The 19804-nt window shown below is 69.6% G+C and carries 18 protein-coding genes; 4 read left to right on the forward strand and 14 right to left on the reverse strand.

Annotated elements, in window-relative coordinates:
* Positions 1 to 34 precede the first annotated feature (34 nt).
* The 7 genes from ACYVOK_RS04160 to ACYVOK_RS04190 all read right to left on the reverse strand — a co-directional run bounded on the left by ACYVOK_RS04160 (position 35) and on the right by ACYVOK_RS04190 (position 10546).
* Complete coding sequence (locus tag ACYVOK_RS04160; protein WP_460660876.1) at positions 35 to 1420, reverse strand: FAD-binding oxidoreductase; 1386 nt, start codon at positions 1418 to 1420, stop codon at positions 35 to 37.
* The gene (locus ACYVOK_RS04165; protein ID WP_460660877.1) at positions 1417 to 2283 is read right to left on the reverse strand and encodes a U32 family peptidase; all 867 of its coding nucleotides are present in this window, start codon (positions 2281 to 2283) and stop codon (positions 1417 to 1419) included. Before ACYVOK_RS04165 ends, ACYVOK_RS04160 begins: the two co-directional genes overlap by 4 nt.
* Positions 2280 to 3536 (reverse strand): nickel pincer cofactor-dependent isomerase, group 22, encoded by a 1257-nt coding sequence (locus tag ACYVOK_RS04170; RefSeq protein ID WP_460660878.1) that lies wholly within the window; start codon positions 3534 to 3536, stop codon positions 2280 to 2282. The genes ACYVOK_RS04165 and ACYVOK_RS04170 overlap by 4 nt, the downstream gene beginning before the upstream one ends.
* Positions 3537 to 3646: 110 nt before the next feature.
* Entirely contained in the window at positions 3647 to 5476 is a 1830-nt protein-coding gene (locus ACYVOK_RS04175; RefSeq protein ID WP_460660879.1) for an IlvD/Edd family dehydratase, read from the reverse strand.
* Positions 5473 to 6927, reverse strand: a complete 1455-nt coding sequence (locus tag ACYVOK_RS04180; RefSeq protein ID WP_460660880.1) for an aldehyde dehydrogenase (NADP(+)) — start codon at positions 6925 to 6927, stop codon at positions 5473 to 5475. The genes ACYVOK_RS04175 and ACYVOK_RS04180 overlap by 4 nt, the downstream gene beginning before the upstream one ends.
* A complete protein-coding gene (locus tag ACYVOK_RS04185) occupies positions 6924 to 7820 on the reverse strand; it encodes a fumarylacetoacetate hydrolase family protein (RefSeq protein ID WP_460660881.1) in 897 nt (298 codons plus the stop codon). Before ACYVOK_RS04185 ends, ACYVOK_RS04180 begins: the two co-directional genes overlap by 4 nt.
* An 11-nt stretch (positions 7821 to 7831) precedes the next feature.
* Positions 7832 to 10546, reverse strand: a complete 2715-nt coding sequence (locus tag ACYVOK_RS04190; protein WP_460660882.1) for a UxaA family hydrolase — start codon at positions 10544 to 10546, stop codon at positions 7832 to 7834.
* Between the two features lie 76 nt (positions 10547 to 10622).
* Here ACYVOK_RS04190 and ACYVOK_RS04195 point away from each other — a divergent pair, with 76 nt between their 5' ends.
* From ACYVOK_RS04195 to htpX, 4 genes are all read left to right on the forward strand, one after another.
* Entirely contained in the window at positions 10623 to 11357 is a 735-nt protein-coding gene (locus ACYVOK_RS04195) for a GntR family transcriptional regulator (RefSeq protein ID WP_460660883.1), read from the forward strand.
* 37 nt (positions 11358 to 11394) lie between these two features.
* A complete protein-coding gene (locus ACYVOK_RS04200) occupies positions 11395 to 12042 on the forward strand; it encodes a hypothetical protein (protein WP_460660884.1) in 648 nt (215 codons plus the stop codon).
* Between the two features lie 308 nt (positions 12043 to 12350).
* Positions 12351 to 12695, forward strand: a complete 345-nt coding sequence (locus tag ACYVOK_RS04205) for a VOC family protein (RefSeq protein ID WP_460660885.1) — start codon at positions 12351 to 12353, stop codon at positions 12693 to 12695.
* Between the two features lie 510 nt (positions 12696 to 13205).
* Positions 13206 to 14084, forward strand: a complete 879-nt coding sequence (gene htpX, locus ACYVOK_RS04210; protein ID WP_460660886.1) for a zinc metalloprotease HtpX — start codon at positions 13206 to 13208, stop codon at positions 14082 to 14084.
* Positions 14085 to 14229: 145 nt separating this feature from the next.
* On the opposite strand, the gene ACYVOK_RS04215 is transcribed toward htpX, so the two are convergent.
* The 7 genes from ACYVOK_RS04215 to ACYVOK_RS04245 all read right to left on the reverse strand — a co-directional run bounded on the left by ACYVOK_RS04215 (position 14230) and on the right by ACYVOK_RS04245 (position 19797).
* The gene (locus tag ACYVOK_RS04215; protein ID WP_460660887.1) at positions 14230 to 15426 is read right to left on the reverse strand and encodes a Gfo/Idh/MocA family protein; all 1197 of its coding nucleotides are present in this window, start codon (positions 15424 to 15426) and stop codon (positions 14230 to 14232) included.
* An 89-nt stretch (positions 15427 to 15515) separates the two neighbouring features.
* Entirely contained in the window at positions 15516 to 16196 is a 681-nt protein-coding gene (locus ACYVOK_RS04220) for a glycerophosphodiester phosphodiesterase (RefSeq protein WP_460660888.1), read from the reverse strand.
* On the reverse strand, positions 16193 to 17509 hold the full coding sequence (locus tag ACYVOK_RS04225) for an ABC transporter substrate-binding protein (protein ID WP_460660889.1): 1317 nt from the start codon (positions 17507 to 17509) through the stop codon (positions 16193 to 16195). Before ACYVOK_RS04225 ends, ACYVOK_RS04220 begins: the two co-directional genes overlap by 4 nt.
* Before the next feature lie 2 nt (positions 17510 to 17511).
* Positions 17512 to 18324: a carbohydrate ABC transporter permease gene (locus tag ACYVOK_RS04230; RefSeq protein WP_460660890.1), complete on the reverse strand. Its 813-nt coding sequence runs from the start codon at positions 18322 to 18324 to the stop codon at positions 17512 to 17514.
* Positions 18321 to 19274, reverse strand: coding sequence for a carbohydrate ABC transporter permease (locus ACYVOK_RS04235; protein WP_460660891.1), 954 nt, complete (start codon positions 19272 to 19274; stop codon positions 18321 to 18323). The genes ACYVOK_RS04230 and ACYVOK_RS04235 overlap by 4 nt, the downstream gene beginning before the upstream one ends.
* On the reverse strand, positions 19271 to 19444 hold the full coding sequence (locus tag ACYVOK_RS04240) for a hypothetical protein (RefSeq protein ID WP_460660892.1): 174 nt from the start codon (positions 19442 to 19444) through the stop codon (positions 19271 to 19273). The genes ACYVOK_RS04235 and ACYVOK_RS04240 overlap by 4 nt, the downstream gene beginning before the upstream one ends.
* Positions 19441 to 19797 carry an inositol monophosphatase family protein gene (locus tag ACYVOK_RS04245; protein WP_460660893.1) on the reverse strand — a complete coding sequence of 119 codons (357 nt, stop codon included), beginning with the start codon at positions 19795 to 19797 and terminating at the stop codon, positions 19441 to 19443. Before ACYVOK_RS04245 ends, ACYVOK_RS04240 begins: the two co-directional genes overlap by 4 nt.
* Positions 19798 to 19804 lie beyond the last annotated feature (7 nt).

A 19804-nucleotide genomic window follows, 5' to 3' on the forward strand; every position in this document is an offset into this window, starting at 1 on the left:
CCGGGTCCCTGGTTCGACTCCAGGCAGGGGGACTTCAGAAGCGTTGAAGGACTTTCCCGGGGTTCAGCAAGTTGCCGGGGTCGAAGGCCTGCTTGATGCGGCGTTGCAGGTCCAGGCCGACCGGGCCGAGTTCCTGTTCGAGCCACTGGGCCTTCAACGTCCCGATGCCGTGCTCGCCGGTGATCGTGCCGCCGAGCGCGAGCCCGAGTTCCATCACCGCGCCGAAGGCCTCCAGCGCCCGCGCCTCGGCGGCGGGATCCGCTCGGTCGAAGACCACGGTCGGATGCATGTTCCCGTCGCCTACGTGCCCCGGGCAACAGATCAGTACGTCGTACTTCGCCCCGATCTCAGCGATGCCGCGCAGCAACGCGACCAGTTTCGACCGCGGTACGGCGACATCGTCGACGAGCGTGACACCCAGCGGCTCCAGCGCGGGGTTGACCAGCCGGCGGGCCTCGAGGAGCATCCGCGACTCCTCGGCGTCGGACGCCTCCGCGACTTCGATCGCGCCGTGCTCGGAGCAGATCGCGGCGATCCGCGCGACGTCCTCGGCCGCCCGCGGGCCGCGATCCGACTGAGCGATCAGCAGTGAGCCGACATCGGCCGGCAACCCCATGTCGCGGTAGTCCTGAATCGCCCGCGCCGTCGGCCCGTCCAGGAACTCCAGCAACGACGGCCGCAGCCCGGACGCCATCACCGCGGCAGCGGCGGCGATACCGTCCTCGATGGACAGGAACGTGGCCGCCGCGGTCAACGCCGCCTCGGGCGCGGGTCGCAACGCCAGCGTCGCCTCGGTGACGACACCGAGTGTCCCCTCGGATCCCACGATCAGCCGGGTCAGGTCGTACCCCGCGACGCCCTTCGCCGACCGGCGGCCGGTCCGGACGACCTCACCGGACGCCAGCACCACCTCGAGTCCCCGCACGAAGTCGGACGTCACGCCGTACTTCACGCAGCACAACCCACCGGCGTTGGTCGCGATGTTGCCGCCCACCGTGGACATCTCCCACGACGACGGGTCCGGCGGATAGAACAATCCCTTCTCCAGCACGGCCCGGGACAACTCGGCGTTGACCACACCGGGCTGCACCACCGCGACCTGGTCCTCGACCGAGACCTCCAGGATCCGATCCATACGCGCCGTCGACAGCAACAAGCACCCGTCGATCGCGTTCGCCGCACCTGACAACCCGGTCCGCGCACCCTGGGTGACCACCGGCACGCCGAACGCGCCCGCCGCCTTCAACACTTCGGACACCTCGGCCGTCGAGGACGGCCGGACCAGCACCCGCGGTACGCCGGCCGTGCAGAAGGTCGCGTGGTCGTTGCGATGAGCGTCCAGCACGTCGGGATCGTCCAGGACAGCCTTGTCGCCCAGCGCCGACCGGAGCCGGGCGACAAGAGGATCCAAAGACGTCATGCCTCATCCTGTTCGGCCAGCAGGCGCAGGATCAACTCGGCCCGGCGGACGCGCTCGCGTCCGAGGGCTTCCGCCGTACCCGCGAGATGGGCGCCGACCGGGTAGATGTTCGGCGCGTTCCGCAGGCCCATCTTCAGGTACACCGGCGCCGCGACCCGCACGATCTCCGGTACGTCGTAGAACCGGACGTGCCCGCCCTGGTCGTCCGGCACCTCGATGTACATGTCGATCGGCACCGACGTCACCGACCGGATCTCCGCCAGTACCGGCACCGGCAGGTCGGTCGACACGTTCAGGCTGGTCGCGCCCAGTCGCTCGTACAGGCGGGCCGTCGGGGCGTTCGGCAGCGGCATCAGCACCGACGTCTTCAGCACCAGGTCCGACGGTAGCGACCCCTCGACCTTCAGCTGGCCGAGGATCTCCAGGACGCCGAGGTCGCCGACCAGCAGGCTGCGGACGCCGAGCTCGACCGCCCGGAATGCGTCACACAGCGACGCGGCCACCATCTCGTTGCCCCGGGCAACACCGCCGACGGCGGCCGACACCTTGGCCTGGCCGCCGATGTCCCAGGCGCCGCGCGGCCCGAGGAACAGGCAGACCTCGACGCCGTTGGACGCACCGAGCGCCAGCATCTCTTCGATCTCGCCGTCGGTCAGCATCATCACACCGCTGCCCTGCGACACCCGGTCGATGGTCACCCCGCGGGTCTTGGCCTCCTCCAGCACGGCCGCCATCACCCGCGGCCCTTCACAGGAAGGGATCTCCACCTTGTACGGCGATCCGTCGGCAAACGTGGCCGTGGACGTATCGCCCGGGCGGAAACCACGATCGGCCAGCAGTGCGTGCGCCTCGCGAAGGTTCATCTGTCACTCCAGGGTCCGAGCCGGCCGGCCTCGGTCAGGTCCCGGGCCGGCCCGGTGATCTCCAGGTCGAATCGGTCACCCGCCTCGGCCAGCAACGCCGGCGTCACCATCAACTCGTTCGGGGAAAGGGTGTCCTTGATCCGGGCCAGCCGGAGCTCGGACCAGTCGCGCCGGCCGCACATCGTCGCGGCCGCGAGGACGGCGGCCTCGTCGTCCTCCATCACCATCGGCAGCCGGGACCGGCGGGCCCCGCCGGCGCCGGAGGTCAGCGCGTTCACGTAACTGACCCGCAGGTCGATCTGCTCCAGCATCCGGGCCGGGATGACGTCGGCCAGACCGAGTCCGGCCGCGTTGCCGTGCGACGCCTCAGACAGCGCGTGCACGGTGATCGCGGCGATCGACGGCGACTCGAACTCGGGGATCCCGTACACCCAGCACCGGCCGATCACGTTGGTGTCCATCCCGGCGCCGGACTTGTCCTTGCCCATCTCGTCCACGACCAGGACGTCGAGCTCGTCGAACGGCAGCCGCCCGAGCAGACCACCGGCCCGCTGCAGCAACGCGTGTTCGGGCGGTCCGGCGATCCCGTCGGGGTCGACGAACTCCACCGCCGCGGTCCGTTCCAGCGCGTTCTCGAGGATGCCGAGACCGCCGAGGATCTTGCCCTGGGCAATCACCATCCGGGCCGCGGCCTCGATCGAGGCGCCGAGCGAGGGAATCCCGCCGGCGTGCAGGGACGCCGCGCCGGCGTGGTTGCCCAGCCCGATCGCCAGGATCTTCGCCAGCCCGCTCTCGATCGGGCCGTGGAAGTCCGTGTGCGGCTTGATCCGGTTCACCAGCAGGACGCCGTCGGCCTTGGCGGCGATCGCGTCGTGGTGCACCGGCGTACCGTCGGACAAGGTGCCGACGACAACGGTCTCCATCGTCGCCTCGATCGGGCAGCCGACCGACTCCGGCGTGATCCCGAGCCCGGCCAGCATCTCCCGCTGCCCGTCGGCCGTCGCGCCGCCGTGTGACCCCATCGCCGGGACGACGAAGGGGGCAGCGCCCACGGAGGTCAGCCAGTCCACCGCGGCCCGAACCACCGGCACGAGGTCGTGGATGCCGCGGCTGCCCGCAGTCACCGCGATCCGCGCGCCCGGGAGGATCTGCTCGCGCAACGGCTCCAGCGCAGCCTGAGCATCCGCGTACGGATCGGCCGAGCTGGGGAGGTCCGGGAGCAGGCGGCGGACCGGCGTGACCTGTGGGATCACGCCGGTGGGCCGCAGCCCCCGGATCGCCTCGAAATGCCCCCAGTCCCCCGAGGACCGCCTCGCTTCGCTCGGCGGTTGTGAGGAGGCCGGCGGTTGTGAGGAGGCCGGCATCAGTGGCTCTGCCGCGCCACGGCCGAACCGGTCCGGCCGATCAGGAAGTCCAGGTCACAGCCCTGGTTGGCCTGGGTGACGTGGTCGACGTACAGCCGGGCCCAGCCGCGGTCGGTCGGCGGCGCCGGCGGCTGCCAGTCGGCCCGCCGCTTCTCCAGTTCCTCCTCGGATACGTCGAGGTGCAACCGCCGAGCCGGTACGTCGAGTTCGATCCAGTCGCCCGTCCGCACCAGCGCCAACGGACCGCCCACGGCCGCTTCCGGCGTGACGTGCAGTACGACGGTGCCGTACGCCGTACCGCTCATCCGGGCGTCGGAGATCCGGACCATGTCGTCGACGCCCTGCTCGGCCAGCTTGCGCGGGATCGTCATGTTGCCGACCTCGGGCATACCCGGGTAGCCACGCGGACCGGCGTACTGCAGCACCAGGACGGTGTCCTCGTCGACGTCCAGATCGGGGTCGTCGACGGCCTTGTCGTACTCCTCGATGCTGCTGAACACCAGCGCCTTGCCGCGGTGCTGCAGCAGCCGCTCGGACGCCGCCGACTGCTTGATGACGGCACCGTCCGGCGCCAGATTCCCCTTCAGTACGGCGGTCCCGGCGCCACTGCCGAGCGGGTTGCCGACGGCCCGGATCACGTCGGTGTCGACGGTCCGCTCCGCGTCGGCGACGTTCTCGCCGATCGTCTTGCCGGTGACCGTGATCGCGTCGGCCTTGAGCAGCGGGAGGATCTCCTTCATCACCGCGGGCAGGCCGCCGGCGTAGTAGAAGTCCTCCATCAGGTACTTGCCCGACGGCTGCAGGTCCACCAGCCACGGCACCCCGCGAGCCCACTCGTCCATGTCGTCCAGGGTCAGGTCGACACCGACCCGGCCGGCGATCGCCAGCAGGTGGATGACCGCGTTGGTCGAGCCGCCGATCGCCGCGTTCGCGCGGACCGCGTTCGCGAACGCGTCCCGGGTCAGGATGTCGCTCGGCTTCAGATCCTCGTGCACCATCTGGACGATCCGCTGACCGGCCTGCTGGGCGATCGAGTAGCGCCGGGAGTCGACCGCCGGGATCGCCGCCGACCCGGGCAGTTGCAGGCCGAGCGCCTCGGCCATACAGGCCATCGTGGACGCCGTACCCATGGTCATGCAGTGCCCGTTGCTGCGGGACATGCCGGATTCGGCCGCCGCGTAGTCCTCCTCGGACATCCGGCCGGCGTTGCGCTCCTGGGTGAAGCGCCAGACCGCCGTACCGGAACCGATGTCGCAGCCGCGGAATTTACCGTTCAACATGGGGCCGCCGGTCACCACGAGGGTGGGCAGGTCGACGCTGGCGGCGCCCATGATCGAGCCGGGCGTGGTCTTGTCGCAGCCGGTCAGCAGCACCGCGCCGTCGATCGGGTTGCCGCGCAGCGACTCCTCGACGTCCATGCTGAGCAGGTTGCGGAACAGCATCGCGGTCGGCCGCAGCATCGTCTCGCCGAGCGACATCACCGGGAACTCGAGCGGGAACCCGCCGGCCTGCCAGACACCGCGCTTGACCGACTCGGCGAGCCGGCGCAGGTGCGCGTTGCACGGGGTGAGCTCGGACCAGGTGTTGCAGATGCCGATCACCGGGCGGCCGTCGAACACCTCGTCGGAGAAGCCCTGCGCGCGCATCCAGGACCGGTGGATGAACCCGTTGCGGTCCTTCTCGCCGAACCAGTGGTCGAAGCTGCGCCGGCCGATCGGCGCCTCCGGCCGTCCGGCGGCGCCGCCGGTCTTCTCAGGGGTCGGCTGACCGGGCACGTCACCCGGCAGCTCGGCGTCGACCGGGTCGTTGGTCGGGGGAAGATCGCTCATCGGGATACCTCACCTGTTGTCACAGTGCCGTTCACCCGGCGGCTGATCCCGGCCGGGTTCGAGTCTTTCAGTACGGCGGGGAGCACCGCATCCGGAGCGTCCTGGTACGCGACCGGACGCTGGAACCGGCGGGCCGCGGTCACACCGACGCTGGTGTGGATCGACCCGACGGTGGAGGGGAACGGGCCGCCGTGGTGCTGGGCCCAGGAGACCGCGACACCCGTAGGCCAGCCGTTCCAGAGCACCCGCCCGGCCCTTGCGGTCAGCAACGGAAGCAGTTCCGCGGCGAGCTCGGCGTCGGCCGACTCCTCCGCGTGCAGGGTCGCGGTCAGGTTGCCCTCGAAGGCCTCGACCGCGGACCGCAGTTCGTCCGGACCGTCGTACTCGACGACGATCGAAACCGGGCCGAAGCATTCCTCGAGGATCTCGTCGCGACGCGCCAGCAACTCGGGGACCGTCGTCTGCAGCAGCGTCGCGCCGCCGGACGCCAGGACCCGGATGCCGTCCACCTTCTGCAGCCGGTCCAGGCCGGAGGTGAAGCCCTCCTGGATCCGGTCGCTCAGCATCTTGGCCTCGGCCACGCCACCGACCGCCTCGGTCAGCTGGTCCTGCAGACCGTGCCCCGCGGGCAGGAACAACAGGCCGGGCTTGGTGCAGAACTGGCCGACGCCGAGGGTGAACGAACCGACGTACCCGGCGGCGATGTCCTTGCCGCGGGCATCGACCGCGGACTGCGTGACGAAGACCGGGTTGAGGCTGCCGAGCTCACCGTAGAACGGGATCGGCTCCGGCCGGGTGACCGCGATCTCGTGCAGCGCCTTGCCGGCCGGGACCGACCCGGTGAACCCGGCCGCGGTGATCCGCGGGTCCTTCAGCGCGGTGACGCCGACCTCGAAACCCTGGATCAGGTTCAGCGTGCCGGCCGGGGCACCGGCGACCTGCAGCGCCTCGATCATCACCTCGGCCGTGCGCACGGACAACTCCGGGTGGCCGGGATGTGCCTTGACGATCACCGGGCACCCCGCGGCCAGCGCGGACGCCGTGTCGCCGCCGCAGACGCTGAACGCGAACGGGAAGTTGCTGGCGGCAAACACCAGCACCGGACCGAGCGGGATCAGCACGCGACGCAGGTCCGGGCGCGGCACCGGCTTGGCGTCGGGGTCGGCGGTGTCGATGACGACTTCGAGCAGCGAGCCCTCTTCGAGCACGTCGGCGAACAGCCGCAGCTGGCCGCTGCTCCGCGCGACCTCGCCCCGCAGCCGAGCCTCGGGCAGGGAGGTCTCCCGCATCGCGATCGGCACGAGCTCGTCCGCCGCCGCGTCCAGTGCGTCCGCCACGGCGCGGATCCACCCGGCCCGGACGCCGGGCTCCGAGGCACCGAGCGCCGGTGCGGCCGCCGCCGCGTCGGCCAGGGCCTGCTCGAGCTCGGCAGGGGTGGTGTCCGGGATCATCGCTTCTCCTCTGTGTCTCTGTTCTCGGTTGCCAGGAACGCGAAGGGTTCCCGGCCTACGGCCACCGTATTCGTCAGCGTCCCGACCTCGTCGATGGTGATCGTGATGACGTCACCCTCAGCCAGCGCGAAGCCCAGTTCGGGCACGATCCCGGTGCCGGTCGCCAGGATCACGCCGTCCGGGAAGTCGTTGGGCAAGAACAGCACGTCGATCAGGTCCTGCAGGTCGCGGACCAGCTTGGACGTCGACGTCGTACCGGTGAAGACCTCGTCGCCGCCGCGGCGGATGACCAGGTCGATGGTCAGGTCCTTCGGGTTCGGAACCTCCCAGACCGGGCGGATCCCGGCGGCCAGAGCGCACCCGCCGGCGAACAGCTTGGCCTGCGGGACGTACAGCGGGTTCACGCCTTCGATCGAGCGCGAGCTCATGTCGTTGCAGACGGTGAAGCCGACGATCTCGCCGTGGCTGTTGGCGACGACGGCGAGCTCCGGCTCGGGTACGTCGTGCCCGGAGTCCACCCGGATGCCGACCGGCTCGCCGTCCACGACGACCCGCCAGGCCGGCGCCTTCTGGAACAGCTCGGGCCGCTCGGCCGTGTAGACCTTGTCGTACACGGACTGCTCGGTGCTCTCCTCCATCCGCGCGCCCCGCGACCGCTCGTAGGTGACCCCCGCACACCAGACCTCGCCACGCCCGTCGAGCGGCGGCAGGAATCGTACGCCGTCGGCCGGGACCGGCTCGCCGAGCTTGGCGACCGCGGTCTGCAGCTCGTCGAGGGTCAGCCGGAGCAGCTCCGCGAAACTGCCGACGCCCTCCACCGGCGCAACGGTGTCGCCGGTGCGTACGCCGACGACCGGACGGCCGTCCGGGGACTGGAAACGGACCAGGTGCATGGAGAGACCTTTCACATCGAGGTGCCGAGCAAACCACGGGTGATCTGGAAACCGACGTTGCCTGAGGCAACCGCCTTCGGGACGAGCTGCCGGCTCGCCACCGCCGCGATCGTGTCGAGCCCGATCCGGGCCTGGTCGGCCGCGCTGCCGGTGGCGACCGCGTCGAGGTCGTCGCCGTACTTCGCGACCGTCTCCGGATCGTTACTGATCTCGACGACCGGGACGAACCGCTGCGCGGACACGGTGCCGCCGGCGACGTGCGCGAGGATCTGCTGCACCCCGCCGGCCCCGAACCCGGTCGCGGTCTCCATCCAGTCGGTGCCCGGCATCCGCATCACGTGCCAGCCCGGCTCGGCGAACCGCTGCCCGTGCGCGATCGTCGACTCGACCCGGTCCGCCGATCCGAAGGCCGTCGTACGGAAGACGTCATGTCCGAGCAGTGCACCGCGGGACGACAGTACGACGGAACCGCCCGAGCCGACGATCTCGCGGCCGATCAGGGCCAGCGCCTCGGCCGTCTCGCCGGACAACGGTCCGCGGGCCTCGAGTCCGATGGTGAGGTCGCCGACCGTTCCGTCGTACTCGCTCGGCGCCGGGAGGTCGAAGCCGCTGAACCAATCGCGCACCCTGCCGGCGACGGCCTCGAGCCCGCCGTCGGCCTGGATGCTCGCCCAGCCGAAGCGGGACGGATCCGCGCCGGCCTCGACCAGGCGGGACCGGAAGTAGTCGTTGTGCGTCTTCTCGCAGCCGTGCTCGAGCAGCAGCGCCATCCGGGTATTCGGGTGCAGGAGGTAGCCGAGCATGGTGCGCGCGAACGTCTCCTCGGACGCACCGCCGCTGCTGCCACAGCCCTCGGTGTGCGGGAGCGCGACCATCCGCGTGACCGCGTCACCGGCCCACTTCTCCAGGTCCGCCTGGGCCGCGAGCCTGAGCGCGATCTGGCCCGAGCACAGGCTGGTCGGCAGGATCAGACCGACCGACTCCGGAACCAGCCGGTCGTCGACCTTCAGCAGCCGTACGGCGGTCCGCGTGTTCGTACCGAGGCCGGTCAGCGGAAGTCCGTCGAGCGGTGCGTCGCGGTCCTCGGCGGGCAGATCGGTCAGGGCGCGGCTCATCCGGCCGTCGGTGCTGATCGAGATGCCCTCCCGCGGCCCGCGCTGCCGCCAGTTGCGCCAGATCGACACCTGGCTGTGCCCGGCCCGCTCCCCCGCGGTCGGCTCTCCCGACGCGACCCGGACGGTGAGGTCGAAGGTCTCCGCGGTCAGTTGGGCCATTGGCGTACCGGTGAGGTAGCGCCCGGCGTCCACGTCCATCTCGGCCTGCAGACTCTCGTACCTGGCCGAGGTCGTGACGAACTTCACTGTCGGCACGAACGGGAAGTTGGTGATCGAACCGTTCCCGGTGGTGAAGAAGATCAGGTTGCAGCCGCTGGCGACCTCACCGGCGACGGACTCGAGGTCGTTGCCCGGGCTGTCCATGAAGATGTAGCCGCTGCCCGGAAGCGGTTCGCCGTACCCGATGACATGGTCGAGCCGGACCTCGCGCGGCAGTTTGCGGGCGGCACCGATGGATTTCAGCACGATGTTGTAGAGACCGCGGTACACGTTGCCGCCCGACGGGTTGCCCTCGGCGGTGTGACCGTGCCAGCCGACGCGCTCCTTGAACGAGCGGACGGTGGCCAGGAACCGTTTCGCGGTCGCCAGGTCGCGGACGTTCTTCAGTACGTACCCCTCGGCGCCGATCAGCTCGTCGGTCTCCGCGAGGACGGCGGCGCCGCCGTGCTTGATCACCTCGGCACCGACCAGACCGGCCAGCGGGTTCGCCGAGATGCCCGAGAACGCGTCCGAGCCGCCACACTGCAAGGCGATCCGCAGATCGGCGAGCGGGACCTCCACCCGCCGCTGCGCGTCCACGATCGGCAGCCACGGCTCGATCAACGCGCCGGCCGCGGTGAGGTCGTGCTCGAACCCGCCACGACGGGTGAAGTACGCGTGCGGCACCTTGATCGACGGGTAGCCGTGCTCCGCCATGAAGTCCGCGATCGCCTGACCGGACACCACGTCGTCCTCGGTGTCGACGATCAGCACGGCGCCGACGTTCGGGTTCAGCGTGAAGCCGGCCAGGGTGGCGAGCAGGAAGTGAAGGTTGTTCGGTACGTCGTCCTCGCCGCCCTCGGTGTGCGCCACTGGTACGACGCCGTCCCCGGCGGCCACGCCCTCGAACCGGCGGGCGAGCTCGGTGACGAACCCGCTGCTGCGCGAACTGGTCGCCATGATCACCACGTGGTTGCGGGTGCCGGCCGGTCCCTGCTCACGGGGGTAGCCGAGGAAGGTGCCGGGCTGCTCGACGCTGGTCACCTGGGCGCCGAAGTTCAGCGCGGACTCGTCCAGCTCGAAGGGGTCGAGCGGCTCGTTGGTGGCCGACGGCTCGTCCGGGAGCCCCTCGACGCCGCGGGCGGTGACCGCGGCCAGGCTGGTCGGCGTACACACGTAGTCGCCCGGCACGAGATCGCGGGAGGCGCGGGCGAACGGGGTGTTCCAGGAGGTGATCGCCTCGCCGGCGCGGACCGGGCGGACGACGAAGCGGTGACCCTCGAGGACCGTGTGCGGCAGCGTGACCACGGCGCCGTCGAGCTCGATCGTCGTACCGGCGTCGAGCCGGCGCGAACAGATCGCCGCGTTGTCCTCCGGCTCCGGCAGTACGCCGACCTCGTCGAACCTCAGCATGCCTCGCCTCTCTGGCTCTCCGGTTGTTGAGAACGGGACCCGGAATCGTGCATGATGCATGATTACAGGTGCCACCTTGCCGAAGACGACCGGCCGGGTCAAGACCGCGACCAGGATGCGGAGAGGGCTGATGACGGAGATCGTGGAGCCGCGGGACCGGCGGCTGATGCGCCGGCAGATGCTCGCCGACGACGTGTACGAGGCGATCAAGACGATGCTGATGGACCACGTCATCCGGCCCGGCGCCCGGATCTCGATCGACGGGCTGGCCCGCGAGTTCCAGGTGTCGTCGACGCCGGTGCGGGAGGCGCTGGCGCGGCTGGAGTCGGAAGGGCTCGCGGTCAAGGAGCCGCTGAAGGGATACCGGGCGACGCCGTTGCTGTCGCTGGCCGAGTTCGACGACCTGTACCGGTTCCGCCGGCTGCTCGAGCCCTGGGCGGCCCGGCGCGCGGCCGAACTGATCGACGACGAGGGCCGGGCCCGGCTGCGAGCCGAACTCGCGAACGCGGTCGAGCCGACCTCGGTGGACTACGCCGGCTACAAGTCACTGACCGCGCACGACAACCGGTTCCACCTGCTGATCGCGTCACTCTCCGGCAGTGACCAGGTCCGGCTCGCCTTCGAACGGACCCACTGCCACCTGCACATCTTCCGGCTGCACTACGACCGCGACATCGGCCCCGAGGTCCTCACCGAGCACCGCACCCTGGTCGAGGCGATCTGCTCGGGCGACCCCGACGCAGCCGAGTCCGCGATGAACCAGCACATCGACAACTCGATGTCGCTGCGGCTGCGCAAGATCTACGAGTAGGCCGTTTCGTACGGCGAAGCGCGGGCACGCGAATGGGATGACCGCTCCGCATCTCCCTGCGCCGCGTCCGGTCCTCTGGCCACTCCGTCCCCTCGGATCCGCTGCGGTCCGGACCGCCGCGAAGGACAGCCGCACTGTCGTCACCATCCGCCATGCCCCACTCGCCGACGTCACGCCCGAGATGCTGTCGTGGTGGTACGGCCATGTCTCCGGGACCATGAGATACGCCGGTCAGGAGTGGCCCAGGTACCTGGTCTGGCATCCGCTGGACCACATCGCCTACCGGGTGACCAGCCCCGACACCCACGGCGCCGTCGGCCCCGGCGCACGCCTGCACATCACCGAGGCACCCGGCCGCGACCTCGACCACCTGATCGACATCAAGGTCGGCGTCGAGCAGATCGACAGCCAGGCCGCGATCATCTCCACCCGCATTCTCGGTACGGCGCTGGTCCGGCTGGAGAACGAGTTCACCGCAGTCCGCGGCGGGACGCAGTACGTCACCCGAATGACCATCGGCGACACCACCGCGGCCGGCCGGCTCCTGCTCAACCGCATCGCCAACACCCGCGCCTTCCCCCCGGCCAAGCTCGCCGCCTGGGTCCGCCACCACGTCGAGGAGATCGGCAACCTGGAGAACTTCCTCCCCGACCTGTTCCGCTACCGCTCCGACCACGAACCCTGACCCGCCGGGCGCGCCGTGGCGGGCAGGGCGAACTATGAGGGTGTGGTCGGACCCACGCGTGCTCCCGCGGTCACTCCTTCGTCGCGACCGCTACGCCCGCTCCCACCCACCCCCCGGCTTAGCGCCGGTGCATCCTTTTGCCGGCTGCCGCCGGCGGTCTGCGGGGCTTGTCCCCCGCGCGTTGAGTACACGCGGGCCGTGGGGGCTGGACGACCGTGCTGAGGCCTACTGGTTCGAGCCCTCGTGCGGACTCTCGGTGCCAAGCGGCGACCGACGCCGGTGGACCGAGGTACTGGCTACGATCCCGTATGGCTCTTGATCTGTTTGCAGGCGTCTCGGTCAGCGACTATGACACGGCCGTCGCCTGGTACGAGAAGCTGCTTGGCGCACCTCCGAGCTTCCTGCCCAACGACGTGGAAGCGGTGTGGGAGCTGGGCGACCATCAGTTCATCTACATCGAGGTCGTCCCGGATCACGCCGGGCACGCTCAACACACGCTCTTCGTCGACGACTTCGAAGGTGTCCTAGGCGCCATCGCCGACCGCGGCCTGGAACCTGCCGTCCGCGAGACCTACGACAACGGCGTCCGCCACGCCACCTTCTACGACCCCGACGGCAACGAAATCTCCTACGGCGGCGCCCCAGTCGACTGACCGTGCCCCGGTCCGAACGCAGGAAAGGTACGCGTCAACAACCCACAGGTCCGGCGGCTGAGACACCCCCACAGTCCGTCCAACTGACCACTGCACGTACTCATCCCCCGGGCGATAAGCCCGTAACCGCCGGCGGCAGCCGGCAAGGAATGCACCGGCGCTAAGCCGGGGGCGGGTGGGAGCGGGCGTAGCGGTCGCGACGAAGGAGTGACCGCGAAAGCACGCGTGGGTCAGACCACCCTGCTCCCACCCCCCAGTCCATCCAGCACCACGTCACACACTCACCTCGCGGGCGATAAGCCCGCAGATCGCCGGCGGCAGCTGGCAAAGGAGGCACCGGCGCTAAGCCGGGGGCGGGCGGGAGCGGGCGTAGCGGTCGCGACGAAGGAGTGACCGCGAAAGCACGCGTGGGCGTCCCCGGGGAATACACGCGTGGGCTTTCTGGGGAATACCAGTTGGGGTGGTGGCGTTTTCGGGGATAAAGCCTTTCCCGATGGAGAGTGATGAATGATGAACGGTCTTCGCCGCGCGGGTAACGCGGTCAGGACCGCCGCGTTGCTGGCCTTGCTGACCGCCCTCATCATCGTCGTGGGCGGGTACATCGCCGGTACGACGGGTGTCCTGCTGGCCACCGTGCTGTCGCTGGGACTCAACGCCTATCTGTACTTCAACTCCGACAAGCTCGCGCTGCGGTCGATGGCGGCCCGTCCGGTCAGCCCGCAGCAGGCGCCCGAGCTGTACGCCGTGGTGGCCGAGCTCGCCCAGCGCGCCGGCCAGCCGATGCCGCGGATCTACGTGAGCCCGATCGCCCAGCCGAACGCGTTCGCCACCGGGCGGAACCCGGAGCACGCCGCGGTCGCGGTGACCGACGGGATCCTGCGCATCCTGAACCGTCGTGAGCTGCGCGCCGTACTCGGGCACGAGCTCGCGCACGTCTACAACCGCGACATCCTGACCTCGAGCGTCGCGGCCGGCCTGGCGGGCATCGTGACGATGCTTGCCAACGTGGCGTTGTTCCTGCCGTTCGGCGCCTCCGACGACGAGGACGGCCCGAACCCGCTGGCCACCTTGCTGACCGTGCTGCTCGCGCCGTTCGCGGCCGGCCTGATCCAGCTGGCGATCAGCCGCCGCCGTGAGTACGCCGCGGACGACGACGGCGCCGAGCTGTCGGGCGACCCGCTGGCGCTGGCGAGCGCGCTGGCCAAGATCAGCCGCGGTACGGCGGCCATGCCGTTGCCGGCCGAGTCGAGTGTGGCGACCCAGAGCCACCTGATGATCGCCAACCCGCTGAGCGGCCAGGGCATCGCGGCCCTCTTCTCCACCCACCCGCCGATGGAGAGCCGCATCCGGCGACTCCACCAGAAGGCCCGCGAACTCACCGCCGTCTGATCCGACGCCGCCGTCTGATCCAACAGACGAGGCCGACTCCACAGATGAGGCCGAGTCCCAACAGATGAGGCCGTCCCAACAGATGAGGCCGAGTCCCAACAGAAAAGGCCGACCGCCCGGCGGTCGGCCTTTTCGTTGCTGTGTCCTAGGCGGGGGCGTCGCCGTGGTCGGGAATCTCCAGCTGTACGCCGCCCTGGAGGGCGGACTGGTGGGCGTAGATGCCCGGGAGGGTGTAGCGGGCGGCGACCCAGGCGTTGACGGGCGGGAGGGTCTTGTCGGCGACAGCGCGGACGAAGTCGTCGGCGAGGAAGTGGTGCGAGCCCTCGTGACCGTTGTGCAGGCCGGCGAACTCGACCGGGAGGCGGCTGCGGTCGTGCACCGGGGACAGCCCGGACATGAACGCGTCCCGCAGCGCGGGGTCCACGTTCGCCAGGTCGTCGTCTTCGAGTGAACCGCTCGGCTCGGTCTCCATCAGGTGGCTGATGTCCTCCACGCCTTCCTTGGTCTGCCAGACCGTGGTGGTGGCGAGCTGCTCGAAGCTGCCCTCGGTGCCGAACACCCGGAGCCGGGACTCACGGATGTGCGACGGGTAGCCGACCCGGCGCATCTCGTTGGTCCGCATCACCCCGCCGTCGGCCAGCTTGAACAGCGCGGTCGCGTTGCTGAAGTCGTTGTCGAACTGGCTGATCTCCTTGTCGAAGACGCCGTCGCCGCGGTCGTCCTTCACGCCGATGCAGGACACGTGGGTGGCGTGCTGCCCGGTCACCGACAAGACGTTGCCGACGGCATGCGTGGGATACAGCATCGGCGGGAACGACGCGGTCTTCTTCCAGTCCTCGCCGCCGCTGTACTGGTACGCCGCGTAGAACCCGAGATCCATGTCGTGGACGTAGTCGCCTTCGCAGTAGAAGACCCGGCCGAACTCACCGGCGGCCAGCTTCTGCCGGCAGTACACCGACGACGGGTAGTAGTAGCTGGTCTCGCCCATCATGTAGGTCAGGCCGGTCTCCTTGACCAGCTCGATGATCCGGGCGATCTGGTCCGCCTCGATCGCCATCGGGACGGTCGAGTACACGTGCTTGCCGGCCTCGAGCGCCTGGATCGCCATCTCGCCGTGCAGCCAGCGCTGGGTGAAGATCGCCACCGCGTCCACGTCCGAGGCGAGCATCTCCTCGAACGACGCGTGCGTGACCTTGATGCCCTGCTTCTCGGCCATCGCGGCTGCCCGCTCGGGCAGCACGTCCGTCAGCCGGACTTGCGAGACGTCAGGATGCGCGGACCACAACCGCAGGAAGGACGGGGCGAACTGGCCCGCTCCGACTACACCGATGCTGATTCCCATGCGTCTAGGCAATCACACATTTTTGTTCCACGGAAGAACATATTCAGACGTTGAAATGTGTGATGCGGACCACCTGCCCGGCAGCGGTGTCAGGCGTTGGAGCGGGTCAGGAGGTGGGGGTTGTCGGTGGTGATGCCGTCGACGCCCAGTTCGATTGCGCGGTCCAGGGTTTCGGGGTCGGGGACGGGCCAGGCCGTGACGTCCAGGTCGGCCGCGTGCAGCTCGGCCACGCCCTCGGGTGTCAGGCCGTCGATACCGCAGAGCGCTGTACCTGCCTCCGCCGCCCGGGTCAGTGCCAGCACGTCGGCGATCGCCGGCGTCCGCCCGAAGATCAGGCCGGTGTTCGCCGACGGCATCGCACGACGTACGGCGAGGAGGATGTCGGCGTGTGACGACGTGACCATCGTGCGGGCGGCGAGTGCCGGGTCGGCCTGAAGGGACTCGACCAGCAGCGGTACGGCGCGCGCCGCCTTCACCTCCGCCTGGAGGCGTACGTCGATCGCGGCGACCGTCTCGGCCCAGGTCGGGACCACCTCGCCGAGACCGGCGTCCAGCGACCGCAACTCGCCGAACGTGAGCTCGGCGAGCTCGCCCGAGCCGTCGGTGGTGCGGTCGACGGTGGCGTCGTGCAGGACGACGAGCCGGTCGTCGGCGGTGACGCGGAGGTCCAACTCGATCTCGTCGCAGCCGTCCGCGACGGCGCGGCGGAAGGACCGCAGCGTGTTCTCCGGTTCGGTCCCGAGCGCGCCCCGGTGGCCGGTGATGATCACAGCACCTTCTCCTCGTAGAGTCGTCGGACTTCGTCGCCGATCACCTCGAGCCGGCGCGCGACCGACCCGAACACCTCCTTCGGCGCCGCGTTGTCGGCGTAGATCTGCTGCAGGCCGGTGTAGATCACCACGTTCGCGTTCCGCCCGTAGAGCCGGATCGCGTCCTGCTGCCGCGCGTTCTCCAGCTGGGCGATCGCGACCCCGTAGTTCGGCTGGTCCGCGATCAGCTTCTTCAGCGCCGGATCCTCGCGAGCGGCGTTCACCACCGGCAGGTAGCCGGTCTCGATCGTCCACCAGGCGGAGTTCTCCGGCCGGGCCAGGTAGGCGAGGAATGCGGCCGCGGCCTGCTTCCGTTCGGCCGAGATGTTGCGCAGCATGCCGATCCCGCCGCCACCGGTCGCGATCCCGGCGGCCACCTCGGACGGGATGAACCCGGCGCCGACGTCGAACTTCGCCTTGCCGGTGATGCTCTTCAGGCCGCCGGTCGACTCCTGGACGACGGCGACCAGCCCGTTGGCGAAGTCGGTGCTCGGGCTGCTGGCCATGTAGGCCTGCCCCTCCTTGTGCACCATCTGCCGCTGCCACTCGCCCGCGGCGACCGCACCGTCCTGGTCGATGGTGACGTCGAGGCCGTCGGAGTACGCGCCGCCGAACTGCCAGACGTTGCCCTGGAACTGCCAGTCGCCGTCGATCTTCGCGAACGCGATCGTCCGCAGCGACCGCCCGCCGGACTGCACCTTGGCGAGTTCCGGCGACCACGACCGCAGCTCGCTCCAGGTCCGCGGCGCCCGGTCCGGCAGCCCGGCCTTCGCGAACGCCTCCCGGTTGTAGTAGAGGATCGGCGTACTCCGGGCGAACGGGACACACCAACTCTGCCCCTTCACGACGTACTCACCGAACAGCTTCTGCTGGTACACGGCCGGACCGAAGCCGTCGGTGAAGTAGCCGTTCAGCGGTTCGAGCGCCTCGTTGAGGAAGAACCGTTCCCAGGTGACGTCGGACAGTACGGCGAGGTCCGGCGCCTGCTTGGCGACCAGCGCAGCCGCGATCTTCTGGGCCACGTCGTCGTAGCTGCCCTGGAACTGCACCTCGACGTACACGTCCTGCTGGGAATCGTTGAACTTGGCAACGAGTTTGTCGAGTGCCTTGCCGTTGACCCCGCCGTACGGCGACCAGAAGACCACCCGCACGCGGTTCGCGTACTGCTTCGGCACGGCCCCGGCGGGCTGCGAGTACTCCGCGTCGACCGAGCGGTAGCCGCAGCCGGCCAACGTCGCCGCGGCCGTGAGGCCCAGGAACGTCCTGCGTCGCATATTCATCCCTTCAACGCTCCCTGCGTGATACCGCCGACGATGTAGCGCTGCGCGATCAGGAAGATCAGCAGCATCGGGGCGAGGACCAGCAGGGTGCCGGCCATGATCGTTCCCCAGTTCGCCAGGCCCTCCTCGTCCTTCAGGATCAGCAGGCCGACCGGCAGGGTCCGCATCGACGCGGTGTTGGTCACGATCAGCGGCCAGACGAAGTTGTTCCACTCCTCCACCGCGGTGATCACCACGACCGTGATCAGCATCGGCCGCGACATCGGCAGCACGACCCGCCACAGGGTCCGCAGATGCCCGGCGCCGTCGACCGCGGCCGCGTCCGTCACCTCGGTCGGCAGGGTGAGGAAGTGCTGCCGCATCAGGAACGTCGCGAACGCCGACCCGATACCGGGGATGATCAGGCCCGCGTAGGTGTTGATCCAGCCGAGTGTTGCCACCGTCAGGTAGTTCGGCAACAGCGTCACGTGGCCGGGCACCATCATCGCGCCGAGCACCAGGAAGAAAAGCACCTTCTTGAACGGGAACCGCAGGTAGGCGAACGCGTACGCCGTCAGCACCGCGTTGGTCACCTTCAGCAGCGTCCCCGCCACCGTGATCACGGTGGAGTTGACGAAGAACCGGTCGAACGGCGCCGCCTTCCAGGCCAGGCCGAAGTTCTCCCAGGTCAGGTCCGGCCACCAGGCCGGCGGCCACTGGTAGATCTGGGCCGGCTCCTTGAACGCCGTCGACAGCAGCCAGTACAGCGGCCCGAGGAAGACGGCCGCCACACCGATCAGTACGACGTACTGGATCGCACGCACCTTCATCGGTAGTGCACCCGCCTCTCCATCACTCGGGCCTGCACCGTGGTGACGACCAGCAGGATGACGAACATGATGATCGACAGCGTCGCCGCGCGGCCCGCGTTGAACGCCTGGAAGCCCTCGTTGTAGATCGACCAGCTCAGCGTGGTGGTGGCATCACCAGGGCCGCCACCGGTCATCACCGCGATCACGTCGAACGCCTGGAAGGTGCCGATCACCGTGGTGATCAGCAGGAAGAAGCTGATCGGGGCGAGCAACGGGAGCTTGATCGCGCGGAACCTGGTCCACGTGCTCGCGCCGTCGATCGCGGCCGCCTCGTCGAGTTCCTTCGGCAGCCCCTGCAGACCGGCCAGGTAGATCAGCGCCGCGAACCCGATGTTCTTCCACAGGTAGACGATGATCAGTCCGGGCAGCGCCCAGTCGGAGTTGTTCATCCAGTCCGGCGGCTCCGCGCCGAACGGGTCGATCAGCGCCCGCATCAGGCCGTAGCCGGGGTCGAAGATGAACAGCCAGATCGTCGCGACCGCGGCACCGGACAGGATGTGCGGGGCGAACGCGATCGTCCGGACCGCGCCGCGGCCCTTCAGCGGCAGGTTGAACAGGAACGCCAGCGCCAGCCCGACCACCAGGCTGCCGGCCACGACGAAGCCGGTGAACACGACGGTGATCCACAGCGTCTTGTGGAACGCCGGGTCGGTCAGCGTCCGGCCGTAGTTGGCCAGCCCGACGAACGTCGGCCGCGCCGCGATCATGTTCCAGTCGGTCAGGCTGAGGAAGGCGTTGTAGATGATCGGCCAGTACGCGAACACGGCGATCACCAGCAGGTTCGGCGCCACCAGCAGGGCGAACAGGCCGTACTCCCGGCGGCGCCGGCGGCGTTGCTGCCTGCCGCCGTCGTCGGTGAGCCGGCGTTCGTCCGGATGGGTCCGGACCGGCAGGTCCAGTGCGGTCACACCGACCTCCTCGGGGTTGAGGGAACGAGTAGTTCGACAAGGGACGCGGCCAGGGACGGCGCGGCCGCCACGATGCCCTGCGGCAGGGCGGTCCCGGGTCCACCGATGGTCTGCGCCCCTGCTTCGCGGGCGATCAGCGCACCGGCGGCGATGTCCCACGGCTGGATCACGTGCTCGTAGTAGGCGTCCGCCGTACCGTCGGCGACCGAGCCCGGCCGTAGAGGTAGTTCACGGTGCCGTCCAGTGGGTCGATCACCCAGGTGAGTCCGGTGGACGACGTCCGGGCGGTGCCCTCCTCGCCGAGCAGGCCGTCACCGGGCCGGGCCTCGCCGAGGCCCTCGGTGATCAGCTTCTCCGAGGCCCGGTCGGCGGCGCTGACCGGGTCGCTGGCCGAGGTCTTGGTCTCGACACCGGCGGCATCAATCGATAGACCTGGTTGGCGTGCCAGCAACTCCTCGCCGGCCGCGACGGCCAGCCGGACGGCCAACGCGCGGAGTTCAGTGGGCGACTGAGTGTGAAGCACGGCGTGA

It is taken from the genome of Kribbella swartbergensis (assembly GCF_054784135.1).